Source organism: Mesorhizobium loti (assembly GCA_014189435.1).
In the GTDB taxonomy this organism is placed as follows: domain Bacteria; phylum Pseudomonadota; class Alphaproteobacteria; order Rhizobiales; family Rhizobiaceae; genus Mesorhizobium; species Mesorhizobium loti_G.
The window spans coordinates 2,512,183-2,531,009 of sequence record CP050293.1 but is presented as its reverse complement, the minus strand read 5'-3'; the positions used below and the strand labels follow the sequence as shown (position 1 = coordinate 2,531,009).

Annotated in this window: 16 protein-coding genes and 4 pseudogenes; 13 read left to right on the top strand and 7 right to left on the bottom strand. The window is 58.3% G+C overall.

The window, feature by feature from the left end; all coding sequences use genetic code 11:
- Positions 1–4 precede the first annotated feature (4 nt).
- The gene (locus tag HB777_12150) at positions 5–622 is read right to left on the bottom strand and encodes an ABC transporter (protein QND64585.1); all 618 of its coding nucleotides are present in this window, start codon (positions 620–622) and stop codon (positions 5–7) included.
- A 133-nt stretch (positions 623–755) separates the two neighbouring features.
- Here HB777_12150 and HB777_12145 point away from each other — a divergent pair, with 133 nt between their 5' ends.
- Entirely contained in the window at positions 756–1,367 is a 612-nt protein-coding gene (locus HB777_12145) for a DUF2062 domain-containing protein (protein ID QND68749.1), read from the top strand.
- 161 nt (positions 1,368–1,528) lie between these two features.
- Entirely contained in the window at positions 1,529–2,869 is a 1,341-nt protein-coding gene (locus HB777_12140) for an IS1380 family transposase (GenBank protein ID QND64584.1), read from the top strand.
- Between the two features lie 455 nt (positions 2,870–3,324).
- On the opposite strand, the gene HB777_12135 is transcribed toward HB777_12140, so the two are convergent.
- The gene (locus HB777_12135; GenBank protein ID QND64583.1) at positions 3,325–3,600 is read right to left on the bottom strand and encodes a hypothetical protein; all 276 of its coding nucleotides are present in this window, start codon (positions 3,598–3,600) and stop codon (positions 3,325–3,327) included.
- 170 nt (positions 3,601–3,770) lie between these two features.
- A complete protein-coding gene (locus tag HB777_12130; GenBank protein QND68748.1) occupies positions 3,771–3,980 on the bottom strand; it encodes a cold-shock protein in 210 nt (69 codons plus the stop codon).
- Between the two features lie 1,235 nt (positions 3,981–5,215).
- On the opposite strand from HB777_12130, the gene HB777_12125 reads away from it, so the two are divergent.
- The 3 genes and pseudogenes from HB777_12125 (at position 5,216) to HB777_12115 (ending at position 7,994) form a co-directional block, all read left to right on the top strand.
- Positions 5,216–6,172 carry a magnesium transporter CorA family protein gene (locus HB777_12125; protein QND64582.1) on the top strand — a complete coding sequence of 319 codons (957 nt, stop codon included), beginning with the start codon at positions 5,216–5,218 and terminating at the stop codon, positions 6,170–6,172.
- A 248-nt stretch (positions 6,173–6,420) separates the two neighbouring features.
- A pseudogene (locus tag HB777_12120) lies at positions 6,421–7,215 on the top strand (PRC-barrel domain containing protein).
- 473 nt (positions 7,216–7,688) lie between these two features.
- The gene (locus HB777_12115; protein QND64581.1) at positions 7,689–7,994 is read left to right on the top strand and encodes a GlsB/YeaQ/YmgE family stress response membrane protein; all 306 of its coding nucleotides are present in this window, start codon (positions 7,689–7,691) and stop codon (positions 7,992–7,994) included.
- A gap of 622 nt (positions 7,995–8,616) precedes the next feature.
- Here the strand turns inward: HB777_12115 and arr are convergent.
- On the bottom strand, positions 8,617–9,033 hold the full coding sequence (gene arr, locus HB777_12110; GenBank protein QND64580.1) for an NAD(+)--rifampin ADP-ribosyltransferase: 417 nt from the start codon (positions 9,031–9,033) through the stop codon (positions 8,617–8,619).
- Between the two features lie 214 nt (positions 9,034–9,247).
- Between arr and HB777_12105 the strand changes: the two are divergent.
- The 3 genes and pseudogenes from HB777_12105 (at position 9,248) to HB777_12095 (ending at position 11,571) form a co-directional block, all read left to right on the top strand.
- Positions 9,248–9,995, top strand: a pseudogene (locus tag HB777_12105) (IS5 family transposase).
- A gap of 147 nt (positions 9,996–10,142) precedes the next feature.
- Positions 10,143–10,966, top strand: a pseudogene (locus HB777_12100) (IS5 family transposase).
- Between the two features lie 416 nt (positions 10,967–11,382).
- Positions 11,383–11,571, top strand: a complete 189-nt coding sequence (locus HB777_12095) for a hypothetical protein (GenBank protein ID QND64579.1) — start codon at positions 11,383–11,385, stop codon at positions 11,569–11,571.
- A 359-nt stretch (positions 11,572–11,930) separates the two neighbouring features.
- Here the strand turns inward: HB777_12095 and HB777_12090 are convergent, their stop codons facing one another.
- Together HB777_12090 and HB777_12085 are read right to left on the bottom strand one after the other, a co-directional pair.
- Positions 11,931–12,404, bottom strand: a complete 474-nt coding sequence (locus HB777_12090) for a DUF982 domain-containing protein (GenBank protein QND64578.1) — start codon at positions 12,402–12,404, stop codon at positions 11,931–11,933.
- Between the two features lie 67 nt (positions 12,405–12,471).
- Positions 12,472–12,595: pseudogene (locus HB777_12085) on the bottom strand (SOS response-associated peptidase).
- A gap of 696 nt (positions 12,596–13,291) precedes the next feature.
- On the opposite strand from HB777_12085, the gene HB777_12080 reads away from it, so the two are divergent.
- Together HB777_12080 and HB777_12075 are read left to right on the top strand one after the other, a co-directional pair.
- On the top strand, positions 13,292–14,164 hold the full coding sequence (locus tag HB777_12080; GenBank protein QND64577.1) for a transglutaminase family protein: 873 nt from the start codon (positions 13,292–13,294) through the stop codon (positions 14,162–14,164).
- Between the two features lie 92 nt (positions 14,165–14,256).
- Complete coding sequence (locus HB777_12075) at positions 14,257–15,066, top strand: transglutaminase family protein (GenBank protein QND64576.1); 810 nt, start codon at positions 14,257–14,259, stop codon at positions 15,064–15,066.
- A gap of 221 nt (positions 15,067–15,287) precedes the next feature.
- On the opposite strand, the gene HB777_12070 is transcribed toward HB777_12075, so the two are convergent.
- Positions 15,288–16,157, bottom strand: coding sequence for a PRC-barrel domain containing protein (locus tag HB777_12070; GenBank protein QND64575.1), 870 nt, complete (start codon positions 16,155–16,157; stop codon positions 15,288–15,290).
- 332 nt (positions 16,158–16,489) lie between these two features.
- On the opposite strand from HB777_12070, the gene HB777_12065 reads away from it, so the two are divergent.
- The 3 genes from HB777_12065 (at position 16,490) to HB777_12055 (ending at position 18,167) form a co-directional block, all read left to right on the top strand.
- Positions 16,490–16,741, top strand: a complete 252-nt coding sequence (locus HB777_12065) for a GlsB/YeaQ/YmgE family stress response membrane protein (protein ID QND68747.1) — start codon at positions 16,490–16,492, stop codon at positions 16,739–16,741.
- A 181-nt stretch (positions 16,742–16,922) separates the two neighbouring features.
- Positions 16,923–17,186, top strand: coding sequence for a hypothetical protein (locus tag HB777_12060; GenBank protein QND64574.1), 264 nt, complete (start codon positions 16,923–16,925; stop codon positions 17,184–17,186).
- Between the two features lie 45 nt (positions 17,187–17,231).
- Positions 17,232–18,167: an outer membrane lipoprotein carrier protein LolA gene (locus HB777_12055; GenBank protein ID QND64573.1), complete on the top strand. Its 936-nt coding sequence runs from the start codon at positions 17,232–17,234 to the stop codon at positions 18,165–18,167.
- The last annotated feature ends 660 nt before the right edge of the window (positions 18,168–18,827 follow it).

The following is an 18,827-nucleotide window of genomic DNA, read 5'->3' as shown; positions in this document are numbered from 1 at the left end:
TGGTTTATCCGGTTCGGATCGCCGTATCGGCCCAGCGCACGATCTGTCTAGCAGCGTCGCCAAACGCGGCGTCGAGCGCGCCGACAAAGGCGGGATTGCCGCTGCCCGAGACAGGCGCGGAAGCGGTGAAGCTCTTCGAGGCACGCACCTCGCCATTGCGGTCGTTCAGGATGCGCACGAACAGGTCGACCTCGGCATGGTCGCCGCCATCGACCCGCACCTCGAAGGAACGGATCTCGACGATCACCTGAAAGTCGATCGCCAGCCCCTCGCCCGGCTTGCCGACGCCGGCAAAGCTGCCGGAGCGCTGGAAGGTTTCGGCGAGCCTCGCCTGCACGATCAGCGGCAGCCGGTCTGCCCATTGCGCACCCTTGAGATACTGGATCGAGCGATCGGCCGGCTTGATGACGATGTTCTGGCTGTCCAGCGCCTTGAGCGCGGAAGGCTGGGCGATCAGGATCTGGCGGCGGCTGTGGCCATGGGAGTCGATCGAGGGGGCGGACAGCTCGAAAGTATCGAGCGGCGCCGGCTTGCCTCCCAATGCCGCGCAGCCGGCGAGCGCCAGGGCAAGCAACGCCGAACTAGCTTTGAGGGAGTCCGATTTGACCCTAACCGATTTCACACGCGATCACCCTTATTACCCAATATTTTCTAAACCTGACAAACCGGAACAAAGCAACGCAGCCCGCGTTTTTTTAGAGCCGATTTCATTCCGGCCGACAAGTCCCGCGGCGTTGGTGGAGTTAGGAACGAGAGTGCTCTTTCGACGCCGGCACCCTGATGGTCTCTTCGAGCGCTTACGCACCTATATGTGGCCGCGCAGTTCCTTCTCGCGCTCGTTCCAGTACTTTTCAAAGCGCATCCTGCGGCTGAACGCCACTCCACACGCCGTGGCGGCTGGGGTCGCGGCGGGGGTATTCGCCTCATTCTTTCCGGTGGGTTTCCACTTCGCCATTGCCGCCGTCCTGTGCTGGCTGATCGCAGGAAACCTGGTGGCGGCAGCACTTGGCGCAGTTGTTTTCGGTAATCCGTTGACGTTGCCCCTTTTGTGGGGTGCCTCCTGGGAGACCGGCAAGATCATGTTGCACGACCGCCTGCCACGTCACGGCCCGCCTGCGCATCTCAGTGAGATGTTGCATAACCTTTCGTTTTCGCAATTGTGGGTACCTGTGCTGAAGCCGATGCTGATCGGCGCGGTGCCGCTTGGGCTGATCTTTGGCCTGTTGTTCTATGGCATCACGCGCTGGTGCATGACTGCCTTCCGCGAACAGAGGCGCAAACGACTGGCCGAAAAGGCGAGTCGGCTTCTTCAGCAAGAAGACAACGCGCTACTGCCCACTCTCCCTAGGCCGCCTGGAAGGCTATGATGGAAGAGACCCCCGCCGGCTTGATGCAGGAAAGCGGCGACGAGGCTCTTGCTAACCTGAAAAATTCATGGGGGTTGGTGGATGTGGCGCAAGCCGTTGAAATGACTTAGGATTTGGTTGCTTAAGCCGATCCGAACCATTTCCCGGAGACCACACCCACCATGAACGATCTTACGCTGCCGCTGAGCGGTTTGTCATCAGTCGGCGGCAAGTCCGTCGTCGCCCGTTTCGACGGCGGCATGCTGTCGTCCAACAGCGGCGTTCTGGCTTTGGCCGAGGTGGAAAAGCGGTTGCGGGTGGCCGAGCGTCTGGCGCGTTGCATCGACGATCCGCGCTGCCCGGACCAGGTCGTCCACAGCCTGGCGGACATGATCGGCTTTCGCATGAAGATGATTGCCGCCGGCTACGAGGACGGCAACGACGCCAACCGGCTGCGCCGCGATCCGGTCTTCAAGATGGCCCAGGATGCGCTGCCGTCGGGTCGGGATCTGGCGTCGCAATCGACGCTGTGCCGGCTGGAGAACCTGCCCGGCGTGCGGGAGCTGGTTGCGATGGGGCGGGCGATGGTCGATCTCTATTGCGCCTCGTTCCGGCAGGTGCCGAAGCGGATCGTACTCGACATTGACGACACCTTCGACGCTGTGCACGGAGGCCAACAGCTTCGCCTGTTCAATGCCCACCATGACGAGTACGGCTTCCAGCCGATCGTAGTGTTCGATGGTGCGGGACGGTTCGTCAGCGCGATCCTGCGACCGGCCAAGCGGCCGAGTGGGGCTGAGATCCGCCCCCACCTGCGCCGTCTGGTGCGGGCGATCCGGATCAACTGGCCGAACATTCGAATCCTGCTCCGCGGCGATAGCCATTATTGCAGCCCGCAGGTCATCGACTGGTGCCGCGCCAACGACGTCGACTTCATCTTTGGCCTCGCGCCCACCACGACCCTGCGCAAGCATGTCGCGGATCTGGAGGCCAGCACGACGGCGCGCTTCGAAGCGTCGGCCAAGACAGGCAAGGTCCGCAGGTTCAAGGAGTTCGTTGACGGCGCCGCTAGTTGGAGCCGCGTCGAGCGCATCATCGCGCGGGTCGAGGTCGGCGCCCAAGGTGCCGACACCCGCTTCATCGTCACCAATCTGGCCAGTGGCAAGGCCAAGGCGCTCTACGAGGACCTCTACTGCCGGCGCGGCGCGGCCGAGAACCACATCAAGTCCTGGAAGACGCATCTTGCCGCCGACCGCACATCCTGCACAAGAGCGACGGCCAACCAGTTCCGGCTCTTCCTGCATGCCGGCGCCTACTGGCTGATGTGGAGCCTGCGCGCTGCGATGCCGAGGCGCTCGAGCTTTGCCGTCGCCCAATTTGACACGCTGCGATTGCGCCTCATCAAAATCGCCGCGCGGGTGGTCGAGATGAAAACGCAAATCCGCCTGCACCTGCCGACATCCTGCCCCGACCAGCGTATTCTGCGCATCGTCCTCGATCGCATCCCCCAACTCGTGACATAGCGACGGGGCCAAGATGCCCCGAACCGAACCCGCCAACATCAACCCGCAAACCCCGCCTCCCATCACCGACGGATCAGCCCCGCCGCCCGACCAGGCTTGTCAAAATGCACCCACATCGCGACCAAATCGTAGCTTCAGGCCGCCGACAACTCATCGCTGTGCATCAAGGCGGCTAAGGCGCATGACGACTTCTGCGAGATGACCAAGCAGCTCGGCGGCGTAACATTGGCGCAGCTACATTCTTGCAGGAGAAGGGCAGCCATATCCAGTTCAGTCAGGCGCTGCCGGCGAAGCGAAGGCCAGCTTCGCGGCGCACAGCACGTTGAAAGGCGAGTGCAGGCAAGGCAGGCGCTCCGCTGGCGGAGTGGATCAGCCCGATTGGGGCCAATGGGAATTCTCGAAGGCTAGGAAAAGCTGCGCCACGCCTCGCGAGTTCGCGAAGACTGGCTTTGGTCTTAAACCCTATCGAAGGTGAAGGATGTCAGAAGCGTAGTGACGAAATTGCTGGCCTTTTCCTTGACGAGCAGTTCGGTCCATTCGTCCGTGCCTCGAAGCATCAGGCCAGTGTAGATGCTGTCTACCGCAGCCTCTTCTATGCGCTTGATATGCGACTTGAACACGGTTTCGTCGTCTGTCCTGTAAATATCCCGCACGACCATTCGCAGGATTTCCTGGATGGCGATCTGCCAGGCGGTATTGATCGTCTGAAGCTCGTTTGCTTTTTCGGACATCCAGATCTCCTTGATCTTGACGGCCAACGACAAGAGGCGGCAATACACGCGCAAATTAGTGGGTCGGTCGGCCGGACATAAAAAAGGTCAGGCAAATTTTGCCTGACCTCGCTTGGTCTCACGCTTTCAACAGTGCCAGTACATCCGTGGTCAAAGGAAAGCTGAACCGATCAGACGGCCTGCAGGTTGCAGGCAGACATTTTGCCCGACTTGCTGTCGCGCTCCATCTCATAACCGATCTTCTGACCTTCGACGATTTCGCGCATTCCGGCGCGTTCGACAGCAGAGATGTGAACGAAAGCGTCGGCGCCGCCGTTGTCAGGCTGAATGAAGCCGAAGCCCTTGGTGGAATTGAACCATTTAACTGTGCCAGTGGTCATGATGAACCCTTTCATAGCAATATTGGACGTCGGCAACGCGAGAGCGTTGCCGATTTGTGACGATGACGATTTTGAAGGGAAGGTTCGTTCAGGACGCGGTGCCAAACGCGCGATAACCAAAGCTCAGCAAGCAATATCGACAGAGAAATTCATATCCTGCCGCAATGGCAACGTCAACTTTTGGTTTTTGAAATTGTGACTTCAACTCTCTTGGAAGATGCATTCGGGCTCCCTGCCTCGGGCCAGTGACTGGGTAGCAGCGCCATAGCGAACGGCGTCTGGTTCCACACGGCAGCCATGCAAAATTGTGCATTGCACAATGCCTCGCATCACTCGATGTTACCCCGGTCGGCCATCTACTCCTCCCAGATGCGATGCCGATGCAAAGTGAGCCACACCTCCTCCCGTGGCAAGCTTGATATCGAACCCGCTGCCACCTCCTCCCGGCAGCGGGTTTTTTCATGCCATCAAGACGACCCGATCAGGCAATCGCGCTTCTCGAAAGCCAATGCCCAGATCCAGGTCATATTCGCCGCGATCGTCACAGCATGGAGGGGCTTTAAACTCTCCGCAGCTGTTCGACCGCCCCGCCGCCCCACCAGGATTGGGCGTCGGCAGTTGCGGTGACGGCTCTTCTGGAGCGCGACCAAGCCGTATGCTCACGCAGCGATAGCCGCGACCTTCTCTCAGCCAAGGCGCAATAGTAATCGGCGCTCGGCTATTCAGCATAAGCATAAGCGATGGAGATGCCCGGTAAGCGCTGGCGTGGCCGTTTTGCCACTATCCGGGTACGCAGAGTCGAGACAGGAGGCGAAGGAGCCCCGGCCCAACAAATGCAGAGGCGGCTCTTCGGTCCGAGCAGTCATAGCCGAGGCGTTCTGCCTCCACCACTTAGTCGCCAATTGCTGCTCATATCGGCTCATAGCGGCGATCAGGAAGTGCGCGGGCTGGCGGGACCTGCAATCCCGGATCGGGGGCGCACCATTGGCGAAAGTGACGCGTTCCAATGACGATTTACGCCGCACTTACAACTTCCGAGCTGAGAGGATCTGGAACATAACCCGCAACCGCTCGTTCAAATAGTGGCAGGGCTCAGCGGAATTGGTAGTCGGCCGGCACGCAAAGGGGCTTACAAATGGCCAGCAGCCTGCCTTGGAGCACGGACCTCCAGTTCGATTTGGCTTACTCGCCCAAAAACCAGTCCACGCGAGCCGCCCTTTTAGGGCACCCCCGAAATGTTGAGCATCTATCCGCAGCGCAACTCGCCGAAAGTGCCCATAAAGGCGCTCTGGCTGGACCTTGTCGACCCCAATACGGCCGAGGTGAAAGAGGTCGAGGGGGTGACCGGCGTTGCCCTCCCAAGCCGGGAAAATCTCAGCGAGATCGAAAGCTCAAGCCGACTAAAAGCCCGCGGCGGCGTGCTTACCATGAGCGTTCCGATAGTCACCCATGTCGAAGGCGGCGCGCCGCTGGTTGCTCCCCTCGGCTTTATGCTGTCGCGCGACCGCTTGATCACCGTTCGCTTCTCGGCTTTGCCGGCCTTTGACGCGGTTGCTGGGCGCTTCACCGATTCCGGCGAGCCGCCGACCTCGAGCCTTGAGGTGTTCCTCGATCTCTGTGATGAGCTTGTTGACCGCCTCGCCGACGGCCTTGAACAGGCGGCGACGGACCTTCGTACCCTTTCTTCAACCGCCTTCCATGTGCCGGACAGCCAGGGCCGTAAGGCGATCCGCTCAAACAATGTCATTCGCGCCCAGCTTCGCCATGTCGGTAGACTGGGTGACACTCTCTCGGAAAAGCGTGATGCGTTACTTGCCCTTGGACGCGCCATCGATTTTGCATGCGGGATGACCGCAGGCTGGGGCGATGGAGAACTCGCGTCACGAATGGACGGCCTCAAGCTCGACGTAGCGTCGCTCGACAATTACGAGGTTCATCTTTCCGACAAGGTGCAGTTCCTGCTCGACGCTATGGTTGGATTAATCGGCATTGCGCAAAACGACATCTTCAAAATCCTCACCATCGTGTCGATCGTCGGCATTCCTCCAACCCTGATGGCAAGCATCTACGGCATGAATTTCAAGACCATGCCCGAATACGACTGGGCTTTCGGCTATCCCTATGGTCTGGGGATGATCGCTCTCAGCGCTATTATTCCGCTGGCGTGGTTCAAATGGCGGGGTTGGTTCTAGGGGTCGTCCATTCATGTGGAGGGAGTGGCAAGGCTCGCTCCGAGCCCGATATGGCGTGGTTTGAGGATCTCGCCCCCGCGTGACACGGCGGAGCCAGAAAATGTCCTGTCACTCAATCATTAAGCTGCCGGAACCGAAATGTATTCGGTCCGTTGTTTCAGGCTGATACAAATGTCTTGCGGTACAATTCCACCTGATCGGCGTGATCCAAGCACGAAGTCAAGGAAAGCCGCCCATGGGGAATTTTAATGAGATTTGTCTGGATCGCGGTGCCGGTGGCGTTGTTGCTGGGGCTTGGGATCCAACCAGCGTTCGCCGTCTGTAACATTTCCGATGCCAAGCTCGAAGAGGCTGTCCTCAAGAGCCCGGAATTGCGCAATCCGGAAAATCGCTATCTCGTTCGTGACCCTGCGAACCCTTAGGGATGCCGCCTTCCTGCTGTGGTCGTATGGCCTACAGGTCGATTGCGAACGCCTGCTCGCCAATATCCGACAACTGATTGCCGCGCCATCAATGGCGAAGCTTGGGGGAAACGACGAGGACCTTGCCGATGAACAGGTGGCCGCCGAAGAACCACAGCGGCATCAGGGTGGTAAAGTTCAAGGCGATCGCGATGCTCCAGGCGCACGCGTCCTCTCATCAATATCGACGACCTTGGACCCGGTCTGCGTGTCGACGAGATCGTCGGCTCCGAGGTTCGCAGTTCGGACGACAAGATCGTTGGCGAAGTTCGCAACGTCGTGATCGGAACCAAGGACAGATGGGACTACGCAGTTATTGCCGCAGGCGGTTTTTTCATCGCCGGCAAAGACAGTATCGTCGTCCCCCTTCGCTATATGCAGGTCAATCAGGAGCGGAACAGCTTTTACCTGCGCATCTCCAGCGCCGATGTGAAAGCCGTTCCCTTGATGCCCGACCAGGAATATCTGTGGCTCGCAGATGATGGATGGCGAGCGAAGAACGATGCGATCTTCCAGAAGTTGATCCCTGACCCAGTTCGCGACGGCCCTCCAGCAGCGCAGCAACCCACTAAAGTTCAGTGAGCGATCGAAACAGTGATTGCATTCTGGGCGAAGACGAGCCGCTGATCGCCATGCCTAGCTTGCGGAAATGGTATGCATGCGCAGTGGGACGGATCGCATCTCTAAAGGTTTGGTTCAGCCGAACCTTCCTGTTGGCTCCGCCGTCTAGCTCGCATGCATATAATCCCTTGGCTAAGGGGGCGGCAGCCATGTTCGAGTGGCTTCACCCTGTTTACGCGATCTGCACATCCGGCGAGCCACTTGGTGGCGCGTACGCCATGCTCGAAAACCGAACGACCGCAACGGGAGTGTGTAGCGGTCGCAATTGGCGACCATGCTATCGACCGCCCTATTGCTTGGGTAGCCGCCGCGAGGCGGTCGTGTCGAACCACCGACGCGCTTTAGCTTTCGTGGGGGTAGAGGATCGGATATGGAACTAGTCGCTGGTTGTAGACACGAATCGTGCTGCGAAAACGAGGGCCCGGAGGATCGCCATGCATCTGACGAACGAGAGCATCATAGTCATATTGGTAGTCGGCCTTATTGCGGGATGGCTGGCCGGAAAGATCGTGCGGGGCGCCGGCTTTGGTCTGATCGGCGACATCGCAATCGGAATCATCGGCGCGTTCATCGGTGACTGGCTGCTGCCCCGCTTAGGCATCCATCTTGGGAGCGGAACGATCAGCTCGATCGTCAACGCCACCATCGGCGCGATTGTACTTCTCCTCATCATCCGGTTGGTTGCTGGTGGGGGTCGTTTCGGGGGCGGATGGAGGGGTCGATCTGGTCGATGGCGGTAGCCGGGGTTTCGAACCATCGTCCCAAAAGGACCGCCGCAATCGGGTTTTGCACGGCCTCAGTCGAAGTCGGCATTTAGCCGGCGGGTCAAGACGGCGCGGTCAGCGTTCCACAGATCCAGCGAATGGGCGGCGGCCCGCGGAGCCCAATGCTCCTAGGAAAGGCAGCTAGTCTGTTGGCCGTTGTAACCGCGATGGGAACGCATATGCTTCATCGTCTCGGACCGGCAGTTTCGCAGTGCCGCTTTTGGCCGCTTGGGGCGGATCGCTGGTGGATTTATCGGAATCCTCGATACCTGTCGGAAGGCCTAAAAGAAAGAGGGTAGTCGCCCTGGTAATCCTTGTGATGGCGCACGTTGATGAAACACTCATGGGCACTGCGCAGACAAACTTGGATATTACGATCAGCCCAATGAGCCCATTTCCGCGGCCGTGATGGTTGCGACGACGTGAGCGGCAACGAAGCCGCGCCGGCGCGGCGATCCCAGCGGTCCATCTGGATTGCTGGTGCACCTTCCGATGGAACAATGATCCGTCGAACTGGTTGACGGGGGTGGCGGCGGAGCATCCCGCTTCCCTCAAGCAAATGTTTTGGTCCATCCATTCATTCGCCGCCACACCCCTTTCAGTCAATGATGTGAGCGGCGCCGTCGGATCTCAGTCGGGCGAGCCCGTCTTTCATTTGCTGAAGTTGCTCAGATGCATGTGCTTGCCACTTCGTCACTTCGGCAATAATCCGGAGCGGATCACGGGAGCGATAAGATAGCGTCGGGTTGCCGGGAAACTTCTTGTCCGTTAGGTTCGGATCGTCCACGAACGGCCCAGTCGGCTCGACGACATAAATCCGTTCCGGCCCGCCGCCCGTGCCAAGCTCGGCGCCCCATATCGCGGCGTCCAAAGTCCCCGCGAAATATACCCAGGACAGCGGCTTATCTTCGGTAAAATTGGATTGGTACCCGACGGCAATCAGGTCGCCTGGGTCGAGGTCGGCCCGCGTCCCGTGGAAAAACGATTGTGAAAACATGGTGGCGGAAGCTGACATTGGCTCGTGGCTCCTTTTCGGCGAATCAAGGCCACCCAAATGGCAAGAGCCCCGGGCTGACGCAAGCCCCATCTCGAGCTGGAAAATGCGCCGCTTCGTCCCACTCAGATTTGACGTACTTCGTAAGCCATGGAGCGGTAGGTTCGCACAGACAATCTAAGGCTTGTTGAGATTCAGGATTCCACTTTTGGCTTGATTGTGATTCAAGCTTTGGATGGAACGATTTGTGCTGACGGACGCCCAATGGGCGAAGATGGAACCGCATTGTCTGGGTAAGCCAGCCGATCCCGGACGAAGTGGTGGCGACAATCGCCGCTTCATTGAGGCGTTGCTTTGGATCGTGCGGACAGGAAGCCCGTGGCGCGACCTTCCAGCCTTCTTCGGGAGCTGGAACACGGTTTTCAAGCGATACCGCGATTGGGTCAAAATGTTTTCATTCGGCTTTTCGAGGCCTGCTCGGATGAGCCGGACATGGAATACGCCATGGTCGATGCTACCATCGTCAAGGTCCACCGCCATGGACAGGGCGCAAAAGGGGGACTCAAAGCCAGGCCATAGGCCGCTCCAAAGGCGGCATGACAACTAAAATCCTGGCACTCACCGATGCACTTGGCAATCTTGTGCGCTTTGTTCTTTTGCCCGGCCAGCGGTTCGACACGGTGGGTGTTGCACCGCTCATCAATGGTGTCTGTTTCGGCGGCTTGATCGCCGACAAAGCCTTCGACAGCAACACCATCATTGCCGACCTGAATGAGCGCGGCGCCAGGATCGTTATTTCACAGCACTCACGTCGTACTTTTCCCCTGCCGCTCGACAAGGAACTCTACAAATGGCGCCATCTGATCGAGAACTTCTTCTGCAAGCTCAAGGAATTCAAGCGTATCGCCATGCGCGCCGACAAAACCGATCAGAGCTTTGCAGCCTTCATCAATCTCGCAGCCGCCGTCATAAACTCACGGTGAATCTCAACAAGCCTTAGAACAGATGCGGAACATTTTGATCGTCCTCAAGCCCTTTTATGGAATCTATCAGTGCCTGTTCCAAAAAGAGGTGAGTGATTTCAGCGGGTTGTGATTCTGTCGGATTGCTGAGATTCGACGGAGATCACGATGGCCTGGACTGAAATCACCCGTCCGCACTATGAGCGGCGCTGCGCCCGTTACGCAAGCGATCTGACCGATGCGGAATGGGCGCTGATTGTGCCGCACATGCCTCGGCCGAACCGCATCGGCCGGCCGCGCAAGACGGACCTTCGCGAAGTCGTGAACGCGCTCTTGTATATAGCCTCGTCGGGCGGCGCATGGCGTCTTTTGCCGAAGGACTTCCCGCCGTTCTCGACGGTGCAGAAGTACTTCTGGCGCTGGCGTGACGAGGGCCTGCTGCGCACCATCAGCAACGAGCTTGTGATGGCGGCACGCGAACGGGAAGGCAGGCAAGCCAGCCCGACGGCCGGCGTCATCGACAGCCAGTCGGTCAAGACCACCGAAAGCGGCGGGATCCGGGGCTTTGATGCCGGCAAGAAGGTCATGGGCCGCAAGCGTCACATCGTCGTTGATACGCTCGGCCTGCTGGTCGGGCTCGTCGTTCATGCCGCCGACATCCAGGATCGCGACGGCGCGCCAGCTGTCCTGAAGGCCATCCTCAAACGTTGGCCGTGGCTGCGCCATGTCTTCGCCGATGGCGGCTATGCCGGGCCCAAGCTGAGGGTGCGCTGCAAAAGGTCGGAAAGTTCACACTGGAAATCGTCAAGCGCACGGACAAGGCCAAAGGCTTCGAGGTCTTGCCGCGCCGTTGGGTCGTGGAGCGAACCTTCGCGTGGCTCGGGCGATGCCGAAGGCTGGCAAAGGACTTCGAGCGCACCATCGCTTCCGCCGAAGCTTGGATCTTCATCGCAAACATCCGAATGCTCACCCGAAGGCTCGCAAGGCCTTGAAACCAACCCGGTCATTATGATTCAGACACTCAGGCATGAGCGATGAACCCTCCCGCTGGACAGAAGCAGCCCAAGCGCGTGAGCGCGGTGACATTTTAGGGCACGTCTACCGGGCTACGGCAAGATGATGCCGGCTTTGATTGCGCGGCTCCGCCGGGCCATCGCACTGGTTCTGCTTAGAGCATCGCGATGAACTCGACCTTGTGACGCCTGGCCGAAAGCTGCGGCAATTGGTGGTAAACATGGCGACAAAGAGCATATTCGCCTGGTAACCGACGTCACCGATGCGCGACAAAAAGGACGACCTGATCCCGCAATCGCGATCCTGATGCAGGAGGTCCAGCATCGGGTCGCCAACAGCCTTCAAATCATGTATCAACGACCGATTTTGCCGCCACAGGAGCAAAGTCGCGCAGATGGCCTATTCAGTTATTTGGTACGGGAAAGAAGGCATCGTTGAACAGACGCCTTTCGATGCCGAGAAAGAGGCACGAGATTTTGCGCTGGCCAGGTTCGCTGAGCGGCAGCGCAATGACGGCATCGTGACCGTCGAAGTTCGCAAAGCGGACGGCGAGGTTGTATTTAGCAAGGCCGGCGGCAAATAGGGTTACAGCTGGTCATCCTCTTTTCCGTCCTGGTGCTGATCCGCGTTTGAGGCGCCATCTTCAAATCCACCTTCGCTGAAAGAGCCCATCTGGATCATCATCGCTCGTGCTGTCTCAATGATCTTCCCGTCCTCACGCAAACTGCCGGGCGGAGCCTGGTTAAGATGACAGACACCCAACTCCCCACCTTCCCGAAAAATCGACCTTTGGCGCACCGTTTACGCACGACACACGAGTTTCGATCAGTTGCATCTGGGTCTCCTTGGTCATAGAATTTCGCGGGCGGGGAACGGTTCGTTATCTAAATATCAATGGCTGGCAGCGAGCCACGAGCGGTCACGGCCCTCAACGACCTAGCTCTATCGCTGCGCCTTGAGCATCCTCGCCTCTCTCAACAACGATGAGCGATCATTTCCGATAAGCTTGATCAGGTCGCGCGCTTGTAACTCGGTGATACCGGTTTCGCGCGCAAGGAAACGGAACAGGAAATCGTCTTCCTCTTCCCGTTCTCCCCGATCCCGCCGTTTCTCATCCGACACATATTGCGATTTGGGCTGCTCAACGGAACGGCGCGGCTCAGCGACCTGCACACCTGTTGAGCTGAGGCCTGCCTCACTTGCAGCTGCCAAAAACTTGAGGCGAGTAATCTCGATTTCATCCGCTGTGCTAAGCCTGCCGGTGCAAGCTTGCAGCGCGTCCCGGTAGCTTGGCCCGCGCAAATCAGGCCACCGCTCCATCATGAACAGCGCCGCTTCAGACACACTCGATAAGGTGCGAACTTCGCCATTCGGCGTCTGAACGACCACGGGCGTCCTGAAGAAAGCATCGTGCATGGCATCGCCCCGTTTGTCGAACCGAACGAGATTTGGAGACATTTGTTCCAGCTACATGTGATATAGCTCAGACGTCGAACAAGTCGGACGGGCCTCTGCCCATCTCATCGATGATGTCCGGCGATTTATTGCTCGGCTTTCCGACCTTGTTAGCAATCGGCCACGGACTGATATGGCTGCATCAGGTCGCGTCGTAAAGCTTCGAATTCAGGCGACGGAAAAAGGGCTTCGATATTGTAAACAAGATGCGGGCGGTGTTGTCAGCCCAATTCATGCACGTCTGAGTAAAAATCTCAGATATGGCGACCTGTAGAAGCTCTTTGTCGCGTCAAAATTCCACCGGTCTGTATGCTGTCAGGCGACGCCCCAGGGATACAAATCGCCGCGAAAAATGCTCGCGCGCATTGGCGCGGGTTTCGTCCATGTGAACACTTCTTCGCGTCCAGGTAGGCGTGAGGCGCGAGCGCCCAACCACGCACCAAGCAAGCTCTACCGGCAAGCAAATTAATGATTACTGGCAATTGAGCTGCAAGCGCACTGAACGGAATGGTTCCCGCGCGGAACGGAAGTGAGGTCGCAACCACAACCAGGCTTATCGTTGTTGAGGATGACGGCCTTTAGGGGCGCGAAATCGACAATCCCAATGGGGACCCCAACAACGCGTCCAATGGCGCGTACCGCACGCGCGAGTTGGTGTTGCATCGGAGAACCCTAAGTCGGCCTTTGCGTGGCTGGTTGTGGTCCCTTCTATCCGTGCCAAGCGTTGAGTCTATTGCGAGGTATCTGAATGTTCTCGATGGCGGATCTGCCGCCTTGAGGTCGACACCACGCCGAAGGCACAATTGTGCCGCGAACCAGTGTGTATGTAGAATGTGGTACTCGACGCTATGCCTATTTTTTCAGTGAGGCACTCAACCGTCTACCAGTACAGCCGACCGGTAAGGTTTGGCGAACACCGGTTGATGTTCAGGCCACGCGACAGCTTCGATCAAAGGCTTCTCGACCACGCCCTCGTCGTCGTTCCGGAGCCCAAAGAGGTTCGATGGATTCACGACGTTTTCGGAAACTGCGTTGCGGTGATCGATTTTGCGGAGTCTGCCAAGAAACTGCACTTCGAAACCGCCATTCGGCTTGATCACACGCCTCAGCTTACGCCAGACTTCCGCATCGACGAGGCGGCACTCAGCTATCCCTTTTCCTATGAGCCTGACGAAGCCCTCGACCTCTCGCAGACCATCGAACGCCAGCATCCAGACGATGGCGACGAAATCGGAAAATGGGCGCGCCAGTTCTTGAGCGCCGCCGGGCAGACCGAGACAGGCAAACTGTTGATGACGCTCTGCTATGCCATCCACGAAAGCTTTGTGTATTCCCGTCGGACTGAACCTGGGACGCAGCCCGCCCTGGTCACGCTCCATCTGCGGCGGGGCACGTGCCGTGACTTTGCACTTTTCATGATGGAAGCAGTTCGATCGCTTGGCTTCGCCGCCCGCTTCGTGACGGGATATGTCTATGTCCCAACCCGAGATAGTGCGGATGTGCGGGGCGGAGGCTCAACGCATGCCTGGTGCCAAGTCTATTTGCCCGGAGCCGGTTGGGTCGAGTTCGATCCGACCAATGGCATTGTCGGCAACCGTGAGCTGATCAGGGTGGCAGTCGCTCGCCACCCACGACAAGCCATTCCTCTTTCCGGCAGCTATTCTGGTCCCGCATCAAGCTTTTTGGGGATGCACGTTGAGGTGAAAGTGACCAAGGAATAGAGCAGACGAAAGTTGCGGCTCTTTGATATTTTCTGGGAACCGTTTCGTCAAAGCCGAGTTTGCACCGCTCCTGAACCAAGATTGGAGCTGTGATGCGGATTCGCGCAGGTTATAACCTCACCTACGAATGTTCCCAGCCGACACCGATGTTGCTGGTCCTTGAAATCCACCCCTCGCGTCGGGTGGACCTGATGACGGAACAAGTGATTGGATTTGATCGGCCGATCGAAGCCAGGGGTTACATCGACAGTTTCGGCAACGCATGCACGAGGATCGAAGCTCCTGCCGGACTGACGACGATATCGACCACCTTTGAAATCTATGACAGCGGTAAACCCGATGTCGTCGTCCCCGATGCCATACAGCACGATATAAAAGAATTGCCGGATGAAGTGCTGAGGTTCCTTCTCGGCAGCCGATACTGCGATACCGATCGACTGGGTGATTTCGCTTGGGCGACCTTTGGCAACACGAAGCCTGGGTGGTCTCGCGTCCAGGCCATCTGCGATTTCGTTCACAATCACATAGCGTTCAATTATCAGAATGCCGACGCATTGCGCACCGCGCATGGCGGCTTCACCGATCGAACCGGTGTTTGTCGCGACTTCGCCCATCTTGCAATATCTTTGTGCCGCTGCATGAATATCCCCGCGCGCTATTGTACCGGCTATCTCGGCGATATCGGAATCCCGCCCGTTCCGGATCCAATGGATTTCAGCGCTTGGTTCCAAGCCTACCTCAGCGGTCATTGGTTCACATTCGACGCAAGGCACAATCACCCGCGCATCGGAAGAATCCTGATGGCGACCGGCCGGGACGCGACTGATGTCGCCCTCTCGACCAGCTTTGGTCCGTCGAGACTGGCAAACTTCGAAGTTATTGCCGAAGAGATTGCGGCCTAGAAATCTTGCAACAGCCCAATGAGATTCTGTAGCCGGAGTCTCCCAGCAGTATGCGCCGGCTGAGGCAAGCTCCTGCCAGCCCAACCCGCCATTATCGAACGCTGATAATCGATCGCCAAGCTCTCGCCCGGCATGCCGACGCCGGCAAAGCTGCCCGAACGCTGGAACGTCTCGGCCAGCCGCGACTGGCCCGCGCCTAAGAGCGCGGGCCACGCTGGGGTCTACTGGCCAACAATGATCCGCTGTTTGTCGCGATTCTGCGCGTAGGTGCCCTTGTCATAGGGAGTCTGCGCCTCAAGCTGAGCCTTTGTGAAGTTTGTGTAGAGATACCGGTTGCCATCTTTGTCGGACAGGAACTTCAATTTCTCTAAGCCAACAGCAACCGGCTTTTCGCCCATGCCGAGGAAGCCGCCGACGTCGACGACGACCGCGTCGACCTTCTTATCGCCACTCAGGACGACATCTCCAATCTCGCCGACTTTTGCATCGTCGGCGCCGTAGACCGTGGTGCCGATGAAATCCTTGATGCTGATTTTGTCTATCGGCGTCTCGGTTAGCGAAGACTTGTCGATTGCCGCAGTGGCCGTGTTGTCGGTCGTGGCTGGGGCCGCTTCATTGTTGGCCGTGGTAGCCGCGACATCATTGGAGTTCGAGGCCGCTGCGGTGTCGTAGACCTTCAGGTCAAAATCCTTTTGCGCTTGAAGGTCTTCCTTGGTGGTCTTCGCGACCAACCAGCGCTCACCCTTCTTCTCGACCCACTCGGCTTTGCTGAAATCGTAGGCGACGTTCTTTTCCCCCAGGCCCAGGAAGCCGCCCACGCCGATGATGATGTACTTGGCTTTGCCGTCCTTGGAGAGCACGATGTCTTTGACATCACCGATCTTCGCGGCATCGTCTGCAGCGCTATCATAGACGTCGGCGCCTATGATCTTGGTGACGAGGCTGCCGTCTACAACGGCCGCCGGCGCTGTCGCCGCAGTGGTCGTAGCGGCGGCAGGTTTGGTGGCATCTTCAGCGGCGGCCCCCGAGACCCACAGGCCAGACGACAGCAGGGTTGCAATAGCGGTGGTAGCCAAAAGTTTGCTGATCATGGTACGTTTCCTTTGTGCGTTAGTGTTGATGCACGCCGCGTTCGGCCGAACCGTTGCAGGGAGGCTGAGCGCGGCACAGTTTGCTACCTCACAACGGGCCGCACGAAGCGAAGTTCCCCTTGGAATTCGGAAGGCGCCTGAGAGGCGCTGTCCGGTCAGTCGCGTTCATCGACAGCAGTGTTTGTCGGCCTGCGAAGCGCCACGTAGAGTCAATTAAGCTGCTGCGATTCCGCAATTTTTTCGAGCTCGCACGCGCCTGTATCGCGGGAACCTTAATGGCTCCTGGACGTTCCCCGGTCGAACCAATTGCGGTTCGCGGAAAGGGGAAAACTATGCAGAATCCTGGCGTTGGCTGGCTGGCAGCGATCATCATCGGCGGCATTGCCGGATGGCTCGCCGAGATGTTCATGAAGAGCAACATGGGCGTGGTCATGAACATCATTTTGGGGATTGTGGGAGCGATTGTCGCCAACCTGATCCTTAGCGTGCTTGGCATATCGTTGGCAGGCTGGCTCGGCTATCTGGTCGCCGGCTTCATCGGCGCGTGTATCTTGATCGCGGTGGCCCGAGCGATAAAACGCTGATCTGCGACCTATTGCGGTCAAACTCAACCTGAGCCCTTCGCCCGACGAAGGGCTGAGGTACCTTAGCCTATACAGTCCGCCCATGGAGACGAGCCGTTCCATTGAAGGCAACACGGCCATGGATCGAAAAACCCCTTGGCGCATTTATTCTCCGGCCAATTAAGGCTTCAGGAGAGAACCCATGAAAAAGACACTGCTCATTTTGAGCCTGCTCATTCCGCTCGCAGCATGTTCCCGTACCGAACAAGGCGCTGCCGTCGGCGGCTTGGGAGGTGCCGCGGTTGGCGCTGCGGTGGCCGGCGATCCCGTGCAAGGAGCCGTCATTGGCGGTGCAGTCGGTGCGCTGGCCGGTGCGGTGATCGGGCATGCCAGTGAGGCAGGTCAATGCCGTTATCGGGATCGTCATGGCCGGGTTTACATTGCCCGGTGCCCGGACGGCTACTGATAACTAAGGCGCGTGATCTGTGCGATCACGCGCCGTCACAATTGGATGGCCTACAAAGTCAAAACACTGCTCGGTGTCTGGTTCCTTCTAAGCGCTGCCGCGATCAACGTCGGCCTTATGCCCGCGCTTTCGGCCGCACCAATCGCAGCGCAGACGATCGCCGATCACTTCTCATCGGTAAAATCCATGTCCGGCGACTTTATTCAGTCGGGCCCGAAGGGAGAAAAGACCAGTGGCAGGTTTTTTCTCAAGCGCCCGGGCAAGATCCGATTTAATTTTGCCGGCCAATCAGGGGTCACCGCAATTGCTGATGGCAAATCGGTGGTCGTTTACAATAAGAAGCTTAGGACATCGCGCCTGTATTCGCTCTCGAAGACGCCGCTCAAGCTGCTACTCGACAACAAGGTAGACTTTTCTGGCAGACACCTCAAAAGCATCAAAGAAGAAAGCGACCTGATAATTATCAAGCTGGTTGACCGATCAGCCTATGGAAATTCAAACATTTCGATGATGTTTGACAGGAAATCACTCGATTTACAAAAATGGAGCCTTACCGACGAGAAGGGACTAACCACAACGGTGGGTATCTTCAATGTGAAACTGGGCGTTCCAGTTGACGAAGGGATCTTCACTATCGATTACGCGGCAAACCGGGGAGTACAACACCGCCAAGTCGCGGTGACGCCGATGATCGAATTCTCTGGCGCGCCGGGAGACAGCGGACGAATCGCATCGCTTTGGCGCCCCATAACCGTAGCGCTAGTTAGCCGAGAGAGAGCCCGCGCGCGGGCTGCAACTTGGGCAAGGGGTCAAGCAAACGCTAAATGCGTACAACCAAGCCCTACCTTCGCAAATCATCAAGCTCGATCATTCAAAGTTAGCCATCTGTCGAGTGTTCGTTCCCCCCGACTGGGAACGACGAACAGCCCGTATCGGCTCAGCCGAGGCGGGCCGTTTGTTGAGCCAAACTGCAAAACCTGAAAAGCCCCCGTCTCTGGCGGAGAACGCGGGCTCCGATCGAGTGCGGACACCCGATCTCGGCAGTTAGCGAGGGGTCGTTATCTGCCGACATACGAACTCTTAGCGCCAGCTAATGTTCCAAGAACCGGCGCAAATGGAAGCTGAAGGCCATCAGGCGCGTCGGCGGCACCCTCAGACCAATGCTGGCTCCGGGCATGCGGTCGCCCCACCACCTCCTCTTTTTGGCGAGATTGCGCCATACGCCGGACATGGTGGAGGATCATCGTCGCCATCCCGCCGGCGGCGATGCGGCCAAGGGGACCACGTCCGTTGACGTCGCCGACTATAAGGTGGTCCCCACAGCGTGCGATTCCGATTTTGACCGTTGTCGTCCGAGGCGCCGTCCGGAGCCTTCAGAGCGCGCAGGATGCCGTCGCTCGTTGTTATCGTTCCGTCATCCTGCTGACGCAGCAGAGGCATGCCGGGGACCGCGCGGGCGTTCGGATGCCCAGGCCGCCAAAAGTGCACGTTTCTCGGCGACACCCAGTTCTGGGAGGCCCACGAAATCAGCTGGATGAGGAATCCCTGGTGGAGCAGTTTTGCCTTCCCGCTTTGATAAGAACTCGAATCCGGTTGTCATCTCCAATCTCCGCAATCTATGCCTTCCGGCTGGGCCGGGAG